The organism is Mycobacterium sp. 5-140-3-2 (assembly GCF_035666375.1).
GTDB lineage: Bacteria > Actinomycetota > Actinomycetes > Mycobacteriales > Mycobacteriaceae > Mycobacterium > Mycobacterium intracellulare.
In genome coordinates, this window is the sequence record NZ_CP142025.1 from 4791238 (window position 1) to 4808649 (window position 17412).

Below are 17412 nucleotides of genomic sequence, written 5' to 3' on the forward strand. Positions count from 1 at the left end.
GGCCCGTCGTCAAGAGGGCGGGCCGGGAGTGTTACGCGGAGTTATCACGGAACCCGCCGGCCCGGCGCCCCTCATTCGCCGATCTCGTGTGCGCGGTACCGGTGGGTGCCTTCGAGGTCGTCGAGGATGGCGGTCTGAGCGGTCTTGGGCAGGGTGTGCAGGATCTCGCGCACCCGCGCCTGGCGGCGGGCGACGGCCTTGCGTTCCGGCATGCCGGGCGATGCGACGATCTGCGGCGGCACGCCCTCGATCTCCTCTACACCGCCCGCATGCTGTCCGGCGTCCAGCGCCGCCTGCTCCTCGGCCATGGTCGCTTCGTCCTTTTCCTCCGACATGCCGATCGGCCCGATGCGGCGGCCGTTGAGGAACTGCCGCACGACCGGCTCGTCACTGGTCAGCAGCACCTCGCGGGGGCCGAACATGACCAGCTTGCGGCGGAACAGCATGCCCATGTTGTCCGGCACCGTGCGGGCGATGTTGATGTTGTGCGTGACGATCAGCACCGTGGCGTCGATCTGGGCGTTGATGTCGAGGATCAGCTGGCTCAGGTAGGCGGTACGAACCGGGTCCAGACCGGAGTCGGGCTCGTCGCACAGGATGATCTGCGGGTCCATCACCAGGGCGCGGGCCAGGCTGGCGCGCTTGCGCATACCGCCGGAGATCTCACCGGGGAACTTCTTCTCGTCGCCGCCGAGGCCGACCAGGGTCAGCTTCTCCATGACGATGTCACGGATCTCGCCTTCCTTCTTCTTGGTGTGCTCGCGCAGCGGGAAGGCAGCGTTGTCGAAGAGGTTCATCGACCCGAACAGCGCGCCGTCCTGGAACATCACGCCGAACAGCGTGCGGATCTCGTAGAGCTCCTTGGCCGAGCACTGCAGGATGTCGGTGCCGTCGATGACGACCGAGCCGCGCTCGGGGCGCAACAAACCGATCAGTGACTTCAGGAAAACCGATTTGCCGGTACCCGACGGCCCCAGCAGGACGCTGACCTCCCCGGCGGGGATTTCCAGCGTCACGTCTTCCCAGATTCTCGAGGAACCGAAGGACTTCGTGAGTCCATTCACCTCGATTGCGACGCCCATGGGAAATCCTTCCGTCGACACTCATGCCTGCCACCTGCCCTTTTGTGTGGCATGAGTCACTGTAGCGCACGCCTGCCACACGGCATCAGGGTTGCGGCACACAGCGGGGAAAAATTGGCCGTCCCGAGATCAGCCGGAAGCCCCGATGGCGCAACTTATTTGACGCACGTGTTAGCCAGCCGGCGCCCAGTTGCCGTGGAATCCCATCGGCACCCGCTGCGGCAGATGCACGGTGGCGACGTGCTCGAGCGTCTGCGCGTCCAGCAAGACCAGTTGGCCCTCGTCGCGGTCGCGGTGATAGCCGAACCCCATGAGGATGCCGTCATCCTCGGCGCCCGGTGCGGGATTGGGCACAAACGACATCTCGCCGAGCAAAAGGCACGCATCGAGATCGGCAGCGGTGGCGGATCCGGTCGCGTAGTCGTGCTTGTACACGGCGGTCGACATCTCGGATCGCCCGCCGGACAGGTAACCGCCCTCGGTGCCGATGGTGTAGCCATACCGGTGCGGCCCGCCCAGCAAGGTCTCGTTGATGCGCGGGAATTCTTGGGGGCGATCGTCGCGGCGTTCGCTGGTCACCGTCCCGGTGGCCAGGTTGACGGTCCAGCGGTCCAGCGTCGGCCGGCTGTCGCCGGGACCGCGCAGGTCACGGTCGAACATCCGCGCGTAGCGCACCACGTCGAGCACCAAAACCTCTGTGCCGTCGCGCATCTCGGAGTACGCGTTAAGCGGGTGGTAGACGTAGCAGGGCTCGATGTCGAACCAGCGCACGTCCCGATTTCCGCCCTCTCGGGGCATCACCCCGATGCGCGCCGGGTAGTTGTCGTCCCACCGGTACGGCATCCGGCTGGTCGGCCGCTGGTTGCGATTGATCGCCGTCGCCATCGGGCTGGGCAGCCGCACGCGCCCGATGAGCGACTGCATCACCAGGCGGGCCGGCAGGCTCAGCCAACGGGGCACGTTCGCCGGCATCACCTGAACGGGGTCGAACGTGACGGGCAGATCGTAGATCACCACGTACTTGTCGGTCAGCGAGAAGTCGTGCATCATCGGCGACCCGCCCACCTCGATGTCGACGGTGCGCCGCGCCCGGCCCTGGGTGTCGATGACCGAGTACTGCACGGTCCGCCCGCGGGTGAACGAGTAGGACACCGCGTGCAATTCGCCGGTCCGCGGGTCGGCGTGCGGATGGGCGGTGTATCCCCCGAACAGGGTTCCGTCGAAGTCGCAGGGCCCCTCGGTGTCCAGCTCGTCGGTGAGGCGGTAGTTCGCCCCGCCCCCCTCGACGAGCGCGAGCGTGTGGCCGGCGTGGCTGAGCACGTTGGTGTTGGGGCCGACGGAGAGCATGCCGGCCCGCGGATTCAGCCCGCTGGGCGCCGGCTCGCCGAGTGCGGTGCAGACGTGGGCGGTGCGCACCCATCGGTTGCGATACCAGCGGGCCTGCCCGCCTTGCAGCGCCACCCCGTGCACCATGCCGTCACCGCTGAACCAGTGGTAGACGGCGGGGTCCACCTCGGCGACGGGGTTGGGCCCGTTGCGCAGGTAGCGCCCGTCGAGGTGTTCGGGAATGCGTCCGGTGACCTTGAGGTCGGTGGCGGTGACCTCCGCGCTCACCGGCGCCAGGAAGTCCTCGAGGTAGGGGTTGCCGGGCTTGGCGGTTGTCGTGGTCGCCATGGCTGACCTCCTATAACATTGTTATTTCAGCGTTATTGGCACCGTACGCCCCCGATGAGAAGATGGCAACGATGACTTCAGACGTTCAGCGCAGCGTTCGCGAGGAGATGCTGCGCGCGGCGGTCGGCCTGCTCGACGAGCACGGCCCCGACGCCCTGCAGACGCGCAAGGTGGCCGGCGCCGCGGGGACCTCCACCATGGCGGTCTACACCCACTTCGGCGGGATGCGGGGGCTCATCGCCGAGGTGGCCGAGGAGGGCCTGCGCCAGTTCGACGCCGCGCTGACCGTGCCGCACACCGCCGACCCGGTCGCCGATCTGTTCATGATCGGGGCGGCCTACCGCCGCTACGCGATCAAGCGCCCGCACGTGTATCGGCTGATGTTCGGCAGCACCAGCGCGCACGGCATCAACGCGCCCGCCCACAACGTCCTGACGCTGACGGTCGCCGAGATCGAGCGCGACTACCCGAGCTTCGCTCACGTGGTGCGCGGGGTGCACCGGTGCGCGGTGGCCGGCCGCATCAAACCCGCGGGCGCCGTGAAAGACGGTGTCGACGACGCGTCCGTGGTGGCGACCGCGGCCCAGTTCTGGGCGTTGATCCACGGCTTCGTCATGCTGGAACTGGCCGGCTACTACGGCGACGACAGCTCGGCCGTCGTCCCGGTGCTGGGGTCGATGACGTCGAACCTGCTTGTGGCCCTTGGTGATTCACCGGAGCAGGTGGCGCAGTCGCTGCAGACCGCGATGGGCGCGCGCTGAGCGCACGAAGCCCCCGGGACCTCGATCCCGGGGGCCTGCGCGCAGTGACTTACTTGACGGTGACGGTGGCGCCGGCGGCCTCGAGCTTGGTCTTGGCCTCGTCGGCGGCCTCCTTGGCGACCTTCTCCAGCAGCGGCTTGGGCGCGCCGTCGACCAGGTCCTTGGCCTCCTTGAGGCCCAGGCCGGAGACGATCTCGCGGACCACCTTGATGACGCCGATCTTCTTGTCGCCGGCGGACTCGAGGATCACGTCGAATTCCGACTGCTCCTCGGCGGCCTCGGCGGGCGCGCCACCGGCGGCCGGGCCGGCCGCGGCGACGGCGACCGGGGCGGCCGCGGTGACCTCGAAGGTCTCCTCGAACTTCTTGACGAAGTCGGAGAGCTCCAGGAGCGTCATCTCCTTGAACGCGTCGAGCAGGTCGTCGGTAGACATCTTTGCCATGGGTGTGGGTCCTTCCTTGTTTTTCCCAGGTTCCGGGGTGGTTGTTATTCGGCTTCGGCCGGGGTTTCCGCAGGCTCGGCGGGTGCTTCCGAAGCGGGTTCCGGGGCGGCTTCCGCGGCGGGCTCGGCAGCGGCCTCGGAAGCTGCTGGCCCCGCCGGTCCCTCTGCGGCCTTCTTCTCTTGCAACGCGGCCGCGAGCCGGGCGACCTGCGACGCCGGGGCGTTGAACAGCCCGGCCGCCTTGGCGAGGTTGCCCTTCATCGCGCCGGCCAGCTTGGCCAGCAGCACCTCGCGCGACTCGAGGTCGGCGATGCGCTCGACTTCGGCGACCGTCAGCGCGCGGCCGTCCATGTAGCCACCCTTGATGACCAGCGCCTTGTGCTCCTTGGCGAAGGTCTTGATGGCCTTGGCGGCGTCGACCGGCTCCCCGGTGATGAACGCGATGGCCGTCGGGCCGGCGAAGAGCTCGTCGAGGCCGTCGACCCCGGCTTCCGACGCAGCACGCTTGACCAGCGTGTTCTTGGCCACCGAGTACGTGGCCGACGCGCCCAGCGAGCGCCGCAGCTCGGCCAGGTTGGCGACCGTCAGGCCGCGGTACTCGGTGACCAGGGCAGCGGTCGATTCCTTGAACTGCTCGGCGATGTCCGCAACGGCGGTGGCCTTGTCAGCCCTGGCCATGCCTACCTCCTGAAGTGAAGTCATGCGACGTGTCGTCTCGATTCCCCCGAAAACGACGAACGCCCCGGCGCAGGAAACGGCCGGGGCGTACAAACACGCCGGCGCGAGCCGGCGTCATGCCTCGTCCTCCTGCGTGGGCCGCCGGGATACTCCCGGACCTTCGACCGATTGCTCGGTGACCGACGGTCTTCGGTGGAACGGCTAACACAATAGCGTGGCCTGCGCGGTCAGCCAAAACGGCGACCCCGGACGCCGGCTCAGATGACCGCGCGGGTGACGCCGAGGGTCAGCAGGACGAACACCGCCAGCAGCAGGGCCACCCGCAGCCGGTGCAGCCGATCCCACCGGGCCGCGAGGTCACGCGAGAGCTCACCGGCGGCCGGCCACTTGGCGATGCGGTTGTTGATCGGCACCAGCAGCGTGACCGTCAGCAGCACGACCAACACCATCAGGGCGCCGGCGGCACCGTACAGCCAGTCGCGCGCCGCGCCCCGCTCCTTGATGGCCAGCGCCACCAACAGCAACAGGCTCAGCGCGTACCAGAACGGCATCGTCGTGCCCAGCGATCGGGCGGCGCCGACGCGGGCCGCACGGAAGGCGTCGTCGGGCAGCCGCACGATGAGCGGGTGGAAGAACACCGCGACCGCCAGCTCCACGCCCACCAGCAGGCCGGTGATCACGACCGCGAGCGCGTCGATGCTGTGGTTCATGCCAGTCAGCGTAGAAAGCCGGGCGCGGCGTGCGCCGCGTCAGCCCAGGGCCGCGAGGCGGGCCGCGCCGATCAGGCCGGCCGCACCGCCGAGCTCGCCGGGCACCACCCGCAGCCCGGACAGGAAGTCCAGCCCCGCGTAGTCGGCCAGCTTCGCCCGCAGGGGGTCGAAGAGCAGCGGCCCGGATTTGGACACCCCTCCCCCGATCACGACGAGGTCCAGATCGCAGACCGCGCCGACCGAGGCGATCATCGCGGCGAGCGCGTTGGCCGATCGGTGAAAGGCCCGCCGGGCCACCGGGTCTCCGGCCGCCGCCGCGACGGCCAGGTCCCTGGCGCCCGCGCCGGGCGGCGCCGCCCACCCGTTGTCGCGCGCCCAGCGCACCATCCACGGCCCGGACGCCACCGTCTCCACGCAGCCGCGGCCGCCGCACGTGCACGGCGGCCCGTCCAGTTCGACGACGATGTGCCCGACGTGGCCGGCGTTGCCGGTGCGCCCGGCGTAGGGGACGCCGTCGAGCACCAGACCGCCGCCCACCCCGGTGGAGACCACCATGCCCAGCAGGAACCGGGCGTCCGGCCCCGCGCTGCGGCCCGCCCCGATCCAGTGCTCGCCCAACGCCATACACAGGCCGTCGCCGCCCAGCACCACCGGCACCCCGGGCACCGCGGCGGCGACCCTGTCGCGCAGCGGGAAACGGTCCCAGCCCGCGATGTTGATCGGGCTGACCGATCCGGTGTGCAGGTCGATCGGCCCGGCCGAGGCGATGCCGACGGCGGTGATCGGGGCGTCGGCCGCGCGCACCGCGTCGGCGATCATCGCCTCGACGACGGCCCACACGTCGCCGGCGGCGGTCGTGACCGGGGTGGGGCGGATCGCGCTGTGCACCAGCGCGCCGGCCGAATCGACCAGAGCGGCGGCGATTTTGGTGCCGCCGATGTCCAGGCAGAGGGTTGGCATGGTCTCAGTGCCGGTGGGTGTTGTCGGGTTGGCGGGGGTCGCCGGGATGCTCGTAGCCGGGCGCGAGCCGCACCAGCTCGGCGCGGCGGGCGTGCAGCCACAGCCGGAAGGCGCGCCGCCGGGCGGCGCCGCGCAGCTGCTCGGCGATCGCCGATCGCACCTCGGCCAGCGGTGGAGCGGCCAACGCCGTTGTGCGCCAGCCGTTTTCACCCGGTCGTGCCGCGGCGAAGCGCAGCGGGTTGCGGGCGTGATAGGCGGCCACCTCGTCGTCGGTGACGTGCACGTCGGCGGTGACGTCGGCGAACAGCGCCCGGGCGCGCGGGTCGGCCAGTACGGCCGCGGCGATGCTGCCGATCTCCAGCCGTGCGGTCACGTCGGGCAGCAGCTCCGTCTCGGTCGGGGCTTCGCGCGGGTCCAGCCCGCGCGCGTCCGCCTCGGCGGCGACCACCCGCCGGGTCACGATGAGCTGGGTCAGCCAGCGTCGCAGTTGGCGGCCCTCGCTGGTGCCCGCGGCCGGCAGTGCGCCCGCTCCCCGCCCCGCGCGCAGCCGCGTTTCGGCCGCGTCGACCTCCGCGCACGACACGGGGATGCCGGCGACGGTCGCGACAGGGTGGCCGCTCATGTCACCGTCACCCGGACCGCGGGCGAGTAGACCAGCCGCCCGGCGCAGCCGATGCGCACCAGCGCCCACCATTGCCCGGGTCCCAGCCAGGCCGGCGGGGTCACCCGGAAGCCGAGGCCGACGGTGCCGCCGGCGGGCAGGACCGCGCCGAGGGCGGCGGGTCCCATCCATTCCCACGTGCCCCAGGGGCTGATCAGATGCGCCTCGAGCGCCAAATCGGCCCGGGCGTGGGTGCCGACGGTGACGGTCACCTCACCCGCTTCGCCGGGTCGCAGCGTGACCTCGCGCGGCCCGTCGGCGAGGTAGACCAGCCCGCCCGGGTCGACCGCCGCGCCGCCCACCGCGACCACGCACACGTCCTCGACCGCTTGCCGCCAGGGGGCGGGGATGTGTTCGCCGGTGAGGCGCAGCCGTGCCCGGACGGGGTAGAGGCCCGGTTCTGCCGTCGGCGGGATCGACACCACCACGTCGGCCTCCAGGTGGCCGCCGCTGCACAGGGTGAAGGGCAGCTCGGCGGGCGTGGCCGACCAGCCGTCCGGGCACGCGAGGACGACCCCGCCGCGCAGCGTGGCGTCGCTGCAGTCGCTGGCCGCGGTCAGACGCACCGTCACGTCGCGGCCGGGCTGCGCACTGATCTGCGACGGGTGCAGGTGGGCGACCGCGGGCAGGCCCCCGAGCGGCGCGGGCCCGCGGTTGTGCAGCCAATAGCGGGCGTAGAGCGGCTGGGCGGCCTCGGCGTTCGGCGCCAGGGCGGCGGCGTCCGCGAGCGTCGCGGGCAGGTCGAACCGGGCCAGCACGGTCGCCACCTGGTAGCCGTGCAGGTCGACCGAATCCAGCCGCCCCTCGGGAGCCTCCAGGAGGTCGGCGGCCCGCAGGTCGCTGATCGCCGCGACGTCCGAGCTAAGCGTCACCCGCGCGCCCGCCCCGGTCGTCTCCACCAACCGCAGGGCGATCGAGTGCGGGTCGACCGGCGCGGCGCGGCCCGCGGTCAGCGGATCGCCGGCCGCCTTGAGGGCCGCCAGGTGGACCGAGTCGGCGAGCTCGACGCGCAGCAGCGCACCGACCGGCGGCAGCGCACCGGGCCGCCGGCCCCCGGCGACGGCGAGCAGCGGCTGCGCGAACTGCGCGCTGCGGGTGGGGATGTCCGCGCGCCGCCAGTCGCCGTCGCCGCTGACCAACGCGTAGTCGAAATCGTGGGTCCAGTGCTGCAGCTGGAAGTTGGAGCCGTCCGGCGCGGTGCGGCGGGGGTCATCGATCCAGATGCCCGACGGCCAGCCGGTGCACGAGCGCATCAGCGCGGTGTGCAGGGTGCCCTCGGTGTCGACGGCGAAGCTGGGCACCCCGCGGTTGAGCAGGGCGACGGTGCGGTCCTCGAACGCCTCCGTTCCCGACGCGGGCCGCTGCGCGACGATCTCGGCGTCACCGAGATCGTCGGCCAGCGCGGCGATCTCCGCGCGCAGGTCCTCGTCGGCGCGGCCGTCGACGACCAGCACCGGCAGCGCCCGCAGTCCACGCAGGTCGGCGCCGGGCACCCACACCGCGGCCAGCGGCGTCTCGGCCGGCACCCAGACCCGGGCCCGGCCGGTCGCCGCCAGCTGGCGGTCGAGTTCCCGGGCGTACACCGCATCGGCGTGGGCCAGCACCGCCTCGGTGAAGGCGTTGCGGTCCGGCCCGCCCAGCGCGATCCGCACGTCGGGCAGGTTGGAATCCACCTCCAGGTGGCCGTAGCGGGGCTTGTCCGCGGCGCTGCAGGTGGCCGTGACTCCGGCGCGGACCAGCGCCACCATCAGCGCGCGCGCCAGCGGCCCGGACACCGCCTCCGCCGGAGACACCACCTCGGCGACCGAGATCGCCCGCACCCCGGCCCCCGACACCCGGACCCGGGCGGCCGAGGACAGGCCGAACCAGCCGTACGCCGGGTTGTCCAGGGCCCACAGGTGCCGGGCGGTGTCCACCGCGCGCGGCCCGTCGTGCAGCAGCGCGAAACCGCGGCCGACGACGGCGTCGCCGACTTCGCTGACCGGCATGGCGCCCGGCACCGGGCACGGCCAGCGCAGCCGCACCAGCTGATCGGCGCCGGTGAAGTCGTCGATGGTGGTGCGGCAGTCCACCCGCGCGACGCCCCGCCACAGCGTCAGGGTCTGGGTGTAGCGCAGCAGCGTGCCGATCCGACCGCGGACCACCACCCGCTCACCGAGGGGTCCGCGAAAGGCCCGCACCCGCGCCGGCGATTCCGACGAGCACACCACCGGCCCCTTGGGCAGCAGGTGCCACGGTCCCTCGCCCTGCGTGGGGTGCGACGGGTATTCCTCGTAGACGGCGAGCTCGTTGCCCACCCGGCCCTCGGCGATCAGCTCGCGGCCCCCCTGGGCAGACAAGTCGATCAGCGAGGCGACGGCCCCGCCGCGGGCCTTGTCGACCTCGAGCCGGTAGTGCTCGTTGGCGATCACCGATCCCGGCACCGCCGCCCAGCCGGCCGCTTGGTCGGCGGGTGCCAGCCGGTAGGCCCGCCAGCCCAGCGACCCGACATCGCGGGCCAGCCAGGTGACCGAGCTCCCGTCGTGCTCGACCAGCGCGGGCAGTTCGGCGCCGTCGGCGTCCAGCACCCGCACGCCCGCGGGCAGCGGCGGATCGATGCGCGCGGTGACGAGATCGGTGCGTGGGTGCGCCAGGGGGTTCCACACGACGACGTCGCCCTCGATCGCCCCGGACAGCAGCGCCAGCGAGGCGTCCCGGGCCGTGCGGCCCAGCTCCCACGCGTCGCGCCAGCCGGTCAACAGGTCGAGGTAGACCTGGTCGGATTCCGACCCGGTGATCGCGTCGTGGTGCGCGCCGTAGGCCAGCTGCACCCACGCCTTGGCCAGGGCCGCATGCGGGTAGTCGGCGCCGGTCGCCAGGGCCGCGAACACCGCGAACCGCTCGGCCGCCAGCACGGCGTTCTCGGCGGCCCGGTTGGCTTGTTTGGTGTCGATGTAGGACACGTCCTTGCCGGTGTAGATCGGGTTCATGTCCCGGGTCTGCGGCGACGGCTCACACCCGCGCTGCGCCAGCTCGGCGCGCACCGCCGCGAAGAACTCGCGCGGCAGCGCGCACACGAATCGCGGCCAGGTGTAGCGGGCGGCCCAGTCGCGATGGATCGCGGTGACCCATGTGTTGGGCGGCGTGTAGTCGGTGCCGACGGGCAGCAGCACGTTGCGGGTCAGCGCCACCGTTTTGAGCTGATCGAACAGCTCGTACGTGGCGTCGGAGGCCTCGCGCAGCGTGGTCGCGGAGTCCATCCACCACCCCGCCGAGTAATGCGCGGGCATGTAGTGGGTGAGCAGGCCGCGGCCCGACGGCGAGATCCACTCGAACTCGCTGCAGAACTGCATGCCGCCCAGTCCGCCGTCGCTGTGCATCGGGCCCCACTGGTGGTGCGGTCCCCGGGCCCACGAACTCGACGTCAGGCCGGCGTCGGCGGCCAGGCCCGGGAACTGCGGGTCGTGGCCGAACACGTCCAGCTGCCACGCGGTCGCCGGGTCGGCACCCAGGACGTGGCGCTGAAAACCCATGCCGTGCACCAGGTTCCGGATGGTCGTTTCCGGGCTGGTGAGATTGGTGTTCGGTTCGTTGTAGGTGCCGCCCAGCACCTCGACACGGCCCTGCGCGATGAACCGGCGCAGGTCGGCGCGGTCCTCGGGGCGGGTGTCCCAGTACGGCTTGAGGTAGTCCACCTCGGCGAGCACGAACTTGTACTCGGGCTCGCGGCGGGCCATCTCCAGGTGGGCGTGCACGAGCTCGAAGCCGTTGGTCTGCCGGGCCCGCCCCGGCGGATCCTCGGTCCATTCGCTGGTGTAGGCGCCCTGGGTGTTCCACCACACCGGGTCGTAGTGGAAGTGACTGACCATGAACATGGTCCAGCCGGGCTCGGCGACCGTGAACTCGAACGGCAGGTCCGCGCGCCCGGCGCGCACCCGCGCGGACCGTCGCTCGCCGACCACCGGACGGTCCAGGGTGACGGGGACCTCGACGAGCTCGTCGCCGATATCGGCGACCGCCTCCCCGGTCAGGCCGTCCCCGTCGATGCGGACCCGCCTCGGCTCGCCCACCCCGGCGACGGTGACGCGCGCCAGCTGCAGCGGGGCTTCCGGCGGCCCGACGAAAAGCTCCGTCGACTCCGCCGAAACCAGCTGCATCCCCGCACTTTACGGCGGCGCGGCCAACCGAGAAACCCGTCGCCTGACCGCGAACCCGTCGCATTGGTGGAAAGCTCGGTGCCATGGCAGATCTGAGCGCCCAACTGGCCGACCAACTCGACTGGCACTGGCGCAACCAGCTGCGCCCTCGCCTGGGCGGCCTGACCGACGACGAGTACTTCTGGCAGCCGGTGCCCCACTGCTGGACGGTGCACCCGGACGGGTCGATCGACTTCGCGTTCCCGGCGCCCAGCCCGGCACCGTTCACCACGATCGCGTGGCGCATGGCACACGTGATTGTCGGGGTGTTCGCGATGCGTGCCCATCACCATTTCGGTGGACCGTCCGCCGATTACCAGAGTTGGAACTACGCCACCACCGCCGCCACCGCCCTGCGGCAACTGGACGAGACGTACGCGGTGTGGATCAACGGTGTACGGTCGCTGTCCGCCGCCGACCTGACCCGCCGCTGCGGCGCGGCCGAAGGGCCGTACGCCGACTATCCGCTGAGCGCGCTGGTCTTGCACATCAATCGGGAAGCGATCCACCATGGCGCCGAAATCGCTTGCCTGCGCGACCTTTACGTTCACAACAGGATGGATTGACAATGCCCGCCCTCGCACCACCGGTGTCCGATGAACGCAGCGCCCTGCGCGAATTCCTGGCGTTCCACCAAAGCGCGTACTTCGCCGTCAGCTACGGCCTCACCGACGAACAGGCCCGCTCCACGCCGTCGGCCAGCGCGCTGTCGATCGGCGGGCTGGTCAAGCACGCCACGGGGATGCAGCACAGCTGGATGACCCGCGTCGCCGCCGCGCCCGACGCGCCGCCGAAGGACACCCGTCCGTTCGAGCAGATCAGCAAGGAGTTCGCCGACCAGCATGTGATGGGTCCCGACGAGACGCTGGACGGGCTGCTGCGGGCGTTCGAGGCGCAGAACGCGACGTCGCTGCGGCTGGTCGAGACCGCGGACCTCGACGCCGCGGTGCCCGTGCCGCGCGACATCCCCTGGTTCCCCAAGGACCAGCGGGCGTGGTCGGTGCGCTGGGTGATCCTGCACGTGATCAACGAGCTGGCGCGGCACGCCGGTCACGCCGACATCGTCCGGGAGACGATCGACGGCGCGACCATGTACGAGCTGATCGCCGGGCACGAAGGCTGGGCGATCGAGGGGTGGGTGCAGCCGTGGCGAGGCGGGCACCGGCACCAGTAGAGATTGGGACTTGCCAGCACCGGTTTGGCAGACTGCTGGAATGAGTTCTACCAAGCATCGAGAGGTGGCCAAGCTCGACCGGGTGCCGTTGCCGGTCGAAGCGGCCCGGGTAGCGGTGACCGGTTGGCAGGTCACCCGCTCCGCCGCTCGCATCGTCACCAAGCTGCCCGGCAGGGGTCCGTGGCAGCAGAAGGTGATCAGGCAGCTCCCCCAGACCTTCGCCGACCTGGGACCGACGTACGTCAAGTTCGGGCAGATCATCGCGTCGAGCCCGGGGGCGTTCGGCGAATCGCTGTCCCGGGAGTTCCGCGGCCTGCTGGACCGGGTGCCGCCCGCCGACCCCGGCGAGGTGCACAAGCTGTTCATCGAGGAGCTCGGCGCCGACCCGTCCGAGCTGTTCGCCAGCTGGGACGAGGAACCGTTCGCGTCGGCGTCGATCGCCCAGGTGCACTACGCGACCCTGCACAGCGGCGAGCAGGTCGTCGTCAAGATCCAGCGGCCGGGCATTCGCCGCCGGGTCGCCGCCGACCTGCAGATCCTCAAGCGCTTCGCCCAGGCCGTCGAGGTGGCCAAGCTCGGCCGCCGGCTGTCCGCGCAGGACGTCGTGGCCGACTTCTCCGACAACCTGGCCGAGGAGCTCAATTTCCGGCTGGAGGCGCAGTCGATGGAGGCGTGGGTCTCGCACCTGCACGCCTCCCCGCTGGGCCGCAACATCCGGGTGCCGCAGGTGTACTGGGACTTCACCAGCGACCGGGTGCTGACCATGGAGCGGGTGTCCGGCATCCGCATCGACGACGTCGCCGCCATCCGCAAGGCCGGGTTCGACGGCGTCGAGCTGGTCAAGGCGCTGCTGTTCTCGCTGTTCGAAGGTGGGCTGCGGCACGGGCTGTTCCACGGCGACCTGCACGCGGGCAACCTTTACGTCGACGATCAGGGCCGGATCGTGTTCTTCGACTTCGGGATCATGGGCCGCATCGATCCCCGCACCCGGTGGCTGCTGCGCGAATTGGTGTACGCGCTGCTGGTCAAGAAGGACCATGCCGCGGCGGGCAAGATCGTGGTGCTGATGGGGGCCGTCGGCACCATGAAGCCCGAGGCCCAGGCCGCCAAGGATCTGGAAAAGTTCGCCACCCCGCTGACCATGCAGACGCTGGGCGACATGTCCTACGCCGACATCGGCCGGCAGCTGTCGGCGCTGGCCGACGCCTACGACGTCAAGCTGCCCCGCGAGCTGGTGCTGATCGGCAAGCAGTTCCTCTACGTCGAGCGGTACATGAAGCTGCTGGCGCCGAAGTGGCAGATGATGTCGGATCCGCAACTGACGGGGTATTTCGCGAACTTCATGGTCGAAGTCAGCCGCGAGCACTCCTCGGACGTCGAGGTATAGGCGTGCAGGTCCGCACGGGATACGCCATATCAGGCGACCTGAAGCTGTACTACGAGGACATGGGCGACGTCGACGACCCGCCCGTCCTGCTGATCATGGGGCTGGGGGCCCAGCTGCTGCTGTGGCGAACCGCGTTCTGCCAAAAGCTGATCGACCAAGGGCTGCGCGTCATCCGGTACGACAATCGAGACGTCGGCCTGTCCAGCAAGACCCAGTACGGCAGCTCGGGACAGCCGCTGGCGACGCGGTTGGTCCGGTCCTGGCTCGGTCTGCCCAGCCGGGCGGTGTACAAGCTCGAGGACATGGCTGACGACGCGGCGGCCGTGCTCGATCATCTGGGCATCGAACGCGCCCACATCGTCGGGGCGTCGATGGGCGGCATGATCGCCCAGATCTTCGCCGCGCGATTCCGCGAGCGGACCCAATCCCTGGCGATCATCTTCTCCAGCAACAACGCGGCTCTGTTGCCGCCGCCGGCACCGCGCGCGCTGCTGGCCCTGTTGAAGGGGCCGCCGCCGAACTCGCCGCGCGAGGTGATCGTCGACAACGCCGTGCGGGTCGGCAAGATCATCGGCAGCCCGCGCTACCGGGTGCCCGACGAGCAGGCCCGCGCCGAGGCCGCCGAGGGGTACGACCGCAATTACTACCCGCAGGGCGTGGCGCGGCACTTCGCCGCGGTGCTGGGCAGCGGCAGCCTGCGGCGCTACAACCACGGCACCGTCGCTCCGACCGTGGTGATCCACGGCCGGGCGGACAAGCTGATGCGGCCCTTCGGTGGCCGCGCGGTGGCCCGGGCCATCGACGGCGCCCGATTGGTGTTATTCGACGGGATGGGTCATGATCTGCCACAGCAGTTGTGGGATCAGGTGATCGGCGTGCTGACTAACAATTTCGCCAGGGCGTGTTGAGCCAAAAGGCATTCCGCAGAAACATTTCCCCGCATTTTCAGTCCATGCCGCAGGGTTGTACGGTTGTCGAAGGAGGGTGGGTGTCGCAATGGTGAAGCTGGAGCCGTATTACGAAGAGTCGCAGGCTACCTACGACATTTCGGACGACTTCTTCGCGTTGTTCCTCGACCCAAACATGGTCTACACCTGCGCGTATTTCAAAGACGACGACATGACCTTGGAACAGGCGCAGCTGGCCAAGCTGGACCTGGGGCTGGACAAGCTGAACCTCGAGCCGGGCATGACGGTGCTCGACGTCGGGTGCGGCTGGGGCGGGGCCGTGGTCCGGGCGCTGGAGAAATACGACGTCAATGTCATCGGCATCACGCTCAGCCGCAACCATTACACGCGCACCAAGGCGCGGCTGGCCGCGATCCCGACGACGCGGCGCGCCGAGGCCCGGCTGCAGGGGTGGGAAGAATTCGACGAGCACGTCGACCGGATTATCAGCTTCGAGGCCTTCGACGCGTTCAAAAAGGAACGCTGGCCCGCGTTCTGGGACTGGGCATATGAAACCCTCCCCAACGACAGCCGGATGCTGATGCACAGCATCTTCACCTACCCGCAATCGCACTGGAAGGAAGTCGGCATCAAGATCACGATGTCGGACCTGCGCTTCCTGCACTTCCTCGGCAAGGAGATCTTTCCCGGCGGGCAGATGTGCGGCGAAGCCGACATCGTCGACCTTTCGCGAGCCAGCGGTTTCGGCCTCGAGCAGACGCAATACCTGCAGTCGCACTACGCCCGGACGCTGGACACCTGGGCGGCCAACCTGGAGGCCAACCGCGACCGCGCGATCGCCATCCAGTCCGAAGAGGTCTACGACCGCTTCATGCGCTACCTGACGGGCTGCGCGAACCTTTTCCGCAAAGGCATCTCGAACGTGGCCCAGTACACGCTCACCAAGTAGCGTCGGCGGAAAGTAGAGTTTGGCTGCGCGGTCGGGCCCGCGACGCGCACTCGCACCCTTCGGAAACGACGCCTCGACGTTGGGTATCGTTGCTGCTCACACCGGACCCCTCGATGCGCGCGACTAGAGGCAGCGAACGTCATCGAGGAGAACAGGACGAAAATGGCTGAGCAACCGACTGGCCCGACGAAGACGCGGACGCGCTCGGAAGACATCCAGGCGCATTACGACGTCTCCGACGATTTCTTCGGCCTGTTCCAGGACCCGTCACGGATCTACAGTTGCGCCTACTTCGAGCGCGACGACATGACCCTGGAAGAGGCCCAGTACGCGAAGATCGACCTCAACCTCGACAAGCTGGACCTCAAGCCCGGCATGACCCTGCTCGACATCGGCTGCGGGTGGGGCACCACCATGAAGCGCGCCGTCGAGCGGTTCGACGTCAACGTCATCGGCCTGACGCTGTCCAAGAACCAGCACGCCCGCGCCGAAGCGTTGCTCGGCTCCATCGACAGCAACCGCTCGCGGGAGGTGCGCCTGCAGAACTGGGAGGACTTCTCCGAGCCCGTCGACCGCATCGTGTCGATCGAGGCCTTCGAGCACTTCGGCCACGAGAACTACGACGACTTCTTCAAGCGGACCTACGACATCATGCCCGACGACGGCCGCATGACCGTCCAGAGCAGCGTCAGCTACCACCCGTACGATCTGGCCGCGCGCGGCAAGAAGCTGAGCTTCGAGACGGCGCGGTTCATCAAGTTCATCGTGACCGAGATCTTCCCCGGCGGCCGGCTGCCCTCCACCCAGATGATGGTCGACCACGGCGAGAAGGCCGGTTTTGTTGTGCCCGAACCGCTTTCGTTGCGGCCGCACTACATCAAGACCCTGCACATCTGGGGTGACACGCTCGAGTCGAACCGGGACAAGGCCATCGAGGTCACCTCCGAAGAGGTCTACAACCGCTACATCAAGTACCTGCGCGGCTGCGAGCACTACTTCACCGAGGAGATGCTCGACGTCAGCCTGGTGACCTACCTCAAGCCGGGCGCGGCCGCCTGAATTTCTGCGGCGCCTGTCGGATTGGCGCTGCGCGGTTCGTCGAGTAGGTAGAGAGTGGAGCAGACGGCTTCGCTCACTACCGGAGGTGACGACCATGCAGTACTTCGCCTTGTTGATCAGCAAGGAACAGGACCGTGCGCCCGACGATGCCGCCGCCGCGATGGCCGCCTGGGAGAACTTTCACGCCAAGGCCGGGCCGGCGATCAAGGCCGGTGACGCCCTGGCGCCCGCCGCGTCCGCCGTGGCCATTTCCGGCGGCCCGGACGCGCCGACGGTCACCGACGGTCCCTTCGCGGAATCCGCCGAAGTGGCTTGCGGCTATTACGTGTTCGAGGCCGAAAACCTCGACGAGGCGCTGGCGCTGGCGCGCGACGTCCCGGTGGCCGAGTTCGGGGCGGTGGAGCTGTGGCCGGTGGTCCACGCCGTCGAGCCGTCCCGCGCGCTCACCGGCAACGACTGGCTCGCGCTGCTGCTCGAGCCCGCCGAATCCGCGCACACACCGGGCACGCCGGAGTGGGAGGCGGTGGCGGCCAAGCACGTCGAGCTGCACGCCGCCGCCGGCGATCACGTGATCGGCGGCGCCGCGCTGCACGACCGGTCCACGGCGACGACCGTGCGGGTGCGCGACGGCGAGGTCCTCATCACCGACGGGCCGTACGTGGAGGGCGCCGAAATCGCCACCGGCATCTACCTGTTGAGCGCCGCCGATCGTGACGAGGCGGTCAAGATCGCCTCGATGATCCCCGCCTCGTCCGTGCAGCTGCGCCAGTTGGCGGGCGTCTCCGGCCTGTAG

At 69.9% G+C, this 17412-nt stretch carries 16 protein-coding genes; 8 read left to right on the top strand and 8 right to left on the bottom strand.

Going from position 1 to position 17412, the window contains the following annotated elements; all coding sequences use genetic code 11:
- Window positions 1-71: 71 nt before the first annotated feature.
- Window positions 72-1082, bottom strand: a complete 1011-nt coding sequence (locus P6281_RS22430; protein WP_008260873.1) for an ABC transporter ATP-binding protein — start codon at window positions 1080-1082, stop codon at window positions 72-74.
- Window positions 1083-1253: 171 nt separating this feature from the next.
- On the bottom strand, window positions 1254-2756 hold the full coding sequence (locus P6281_RS22435; protein WP_014381141.1) for a carotenoid oxygenase family protein: 1503 nt from the start codon (window positions 2754-2756) through the stop codon (window positions 1254-1256).
- A 71-nt stretch (window positions 2757-2827) separates the two neighbouring features.
- Here P6281_RS22435 and P6281_RS22440 point away from each other — a divergent pair, with 71 nt between their 5' ends.
- Complete coding sequence (locus P6281_RS22440) at window positions 2828-3517, top strand: TetR/AcrR family transcriptional regulator (RefSeq protein ID WP_036459705.1); 690 nt, start codon at window positions 2828-2830, stop codon at window positions 3515-3517.
- 49 nt (window positions 3518-3566) lie between these two features.
- Here P6281_RS22440 and rplL read toward each other — a convergent pair whose 3' ends face one another.
- From rplL to P6281_RS22470, 6 genes are all read right to left on the bottom strand, one after another.
- The gene (gene rplL, locus P6281_RS22445; protein ID WP_008260886.1) at window positions 3567-3959 is read right to left on the bottom strand and encodes a 50S ribosomal protein L7/L12; all 393 of its coding nucleotides are present in this window, start codon (window positions 3957-3959) and stop codon (window positions 3567-3569) included.
- A 44-nt stretch (window positions 3960-4003) separates the two neighbouring features.
- A complete protein-coding gene (rplJ, locus tag P6281_RS22450; protein ID WP_014381143.1) occupies window positions 4004-4636 on the bottom strand; it encodes a 50S ribosomal protein L10 in 633 nt (210 codons plus the stop codon).
- A gap of 257 nt (window positions 4637-4893) precedes the next feature.
- Complete coding sequence (locus P6281_RS22455) at window positions 4894-5346, bottom strand: anthrone oxygenase family protein (RefSeq protein ID WP_008260890.1); 453 nt, start codon at window positions 5344-5346, stop codon at window positions 4894-4896.
- 39 nt (window positions 5347-5385) lie between these two features.
- Entirely contained in the window at window positions 5386-6306 is a 921-nt protein-coding gene (locus P6281_RS22460; protein ID WP_014381144.1) for an ROK family protein, read from the bottom strand.
- 4 nt (window positions 6307-6310) lie between these two features.
- Entirely contained in the window at window positions 6311-6928 is a 618-nt protein-coding gene (locus P6281_RS22465; RefSeq protein WP_008260892.1) for a DUF7158 domain-containing protein, read from the bottom strand.
- Window positions 6925-11103 (bottom strand): NEW3 domain-containing protein, encoded by a 4179-nt coding sequence (locus P6281_RS22470; protein ID WP_238963984.1) that lies wholly within the window; start codon window positions 11101-11103, stop codon window positions 6925-6927. The genes P6281_RS22465 and P6281_RS22470 overlap by 4 nt, the downstream gene beginning before the upstream one ends.
- A gap of 83 nt (window positions 11104-11186) precedes the next feature.
- Here P6281_RS22470 and P6281_RS22475 point away from each other — a divergent pair, with 83 nt between their 5' ends.
- The 7 genes from P6281_RS22475 (at window position 11187) to P6281_RS22505 (ending at window position 17412) form a co-directional block, all read left to right on the top strand.
- Window positions 11187-11708 (top strand): DinB family protein, encoded by a 522-nt coding sequence (locus tag P6281_RS22475; RefSeq protein WP_008260895.1) that lies wholly within the window; start codon window positions 11187-11189, stop codon window positions 11706-11708.
- Between the two features lie 23 nt (window positions 11709-11731).
- Complete coding sequence (locus P6281_RS22480; RefSeq protein ID WP_014381146.1) at window positions 11732-12316, top strand: DinB family protein; 585 nt, start codon at window positions 11732-11734, stop codon at window positions 12314-12316.
- Between the two features lie 40 nt (window positions 12317-12356).
- A complete protein-coding gene (locus P6281_RS22485; protein ID WP_020823622.1) occupies window positions 12357-13703 on the top strand; it encodes an ABC1 kinase family protein in 1347 nt (448 codons plus the stop codon).
- Window positions 13704-13762: 59 nt separating this feature from the next.
- On the top strand, window positions 13763-14611 hold the full coding sequence (locus tag P6281_RS22490; protein ID WP_263646913.1) for an alpha/beta fold hydrolase: 849 nt from the start codon (window positions 13763-13765) through the stop codon (window positions 14609-14611).
- Window positions 14612-14699: 88 nt separating this feature from the next.
- A complete protein-coding gene (locus P6281_RS22495) occupies window positions 14700-15560 on the top strand; it encodes a cyclopropane mycolic acid synthase family methyltransferase (RefSeq protein WP_008260900.1) in 861 nt (286 codons plus the stop codon).
- Window positions 15561-15722: 162 nt separating this feature from the next.
- The gene (gene mmaA4, locus P6281_RS22500) at window positions 15723-16619 is read left to right on the top strand and encodes a hydroxymycolate synthase MmaA4 (protein ID WP_008260901.1); all 897 of its coding nucleotides are present in this window, start codon (window positions 15723-15725) and stop codon (window positions 16617-16619) included.
- Between the two features lie 94 nt (window positions 16620-16713).
- On the top strand, window positions 16714-17412 hold the full coding sequence (locus tag P6281_RS22505) for a YciI family protein (RefSeq protein WP_008260902.1): 699 nt from the start codon (window positions 16714-16716) through the stop codon (window positions 17410-17412).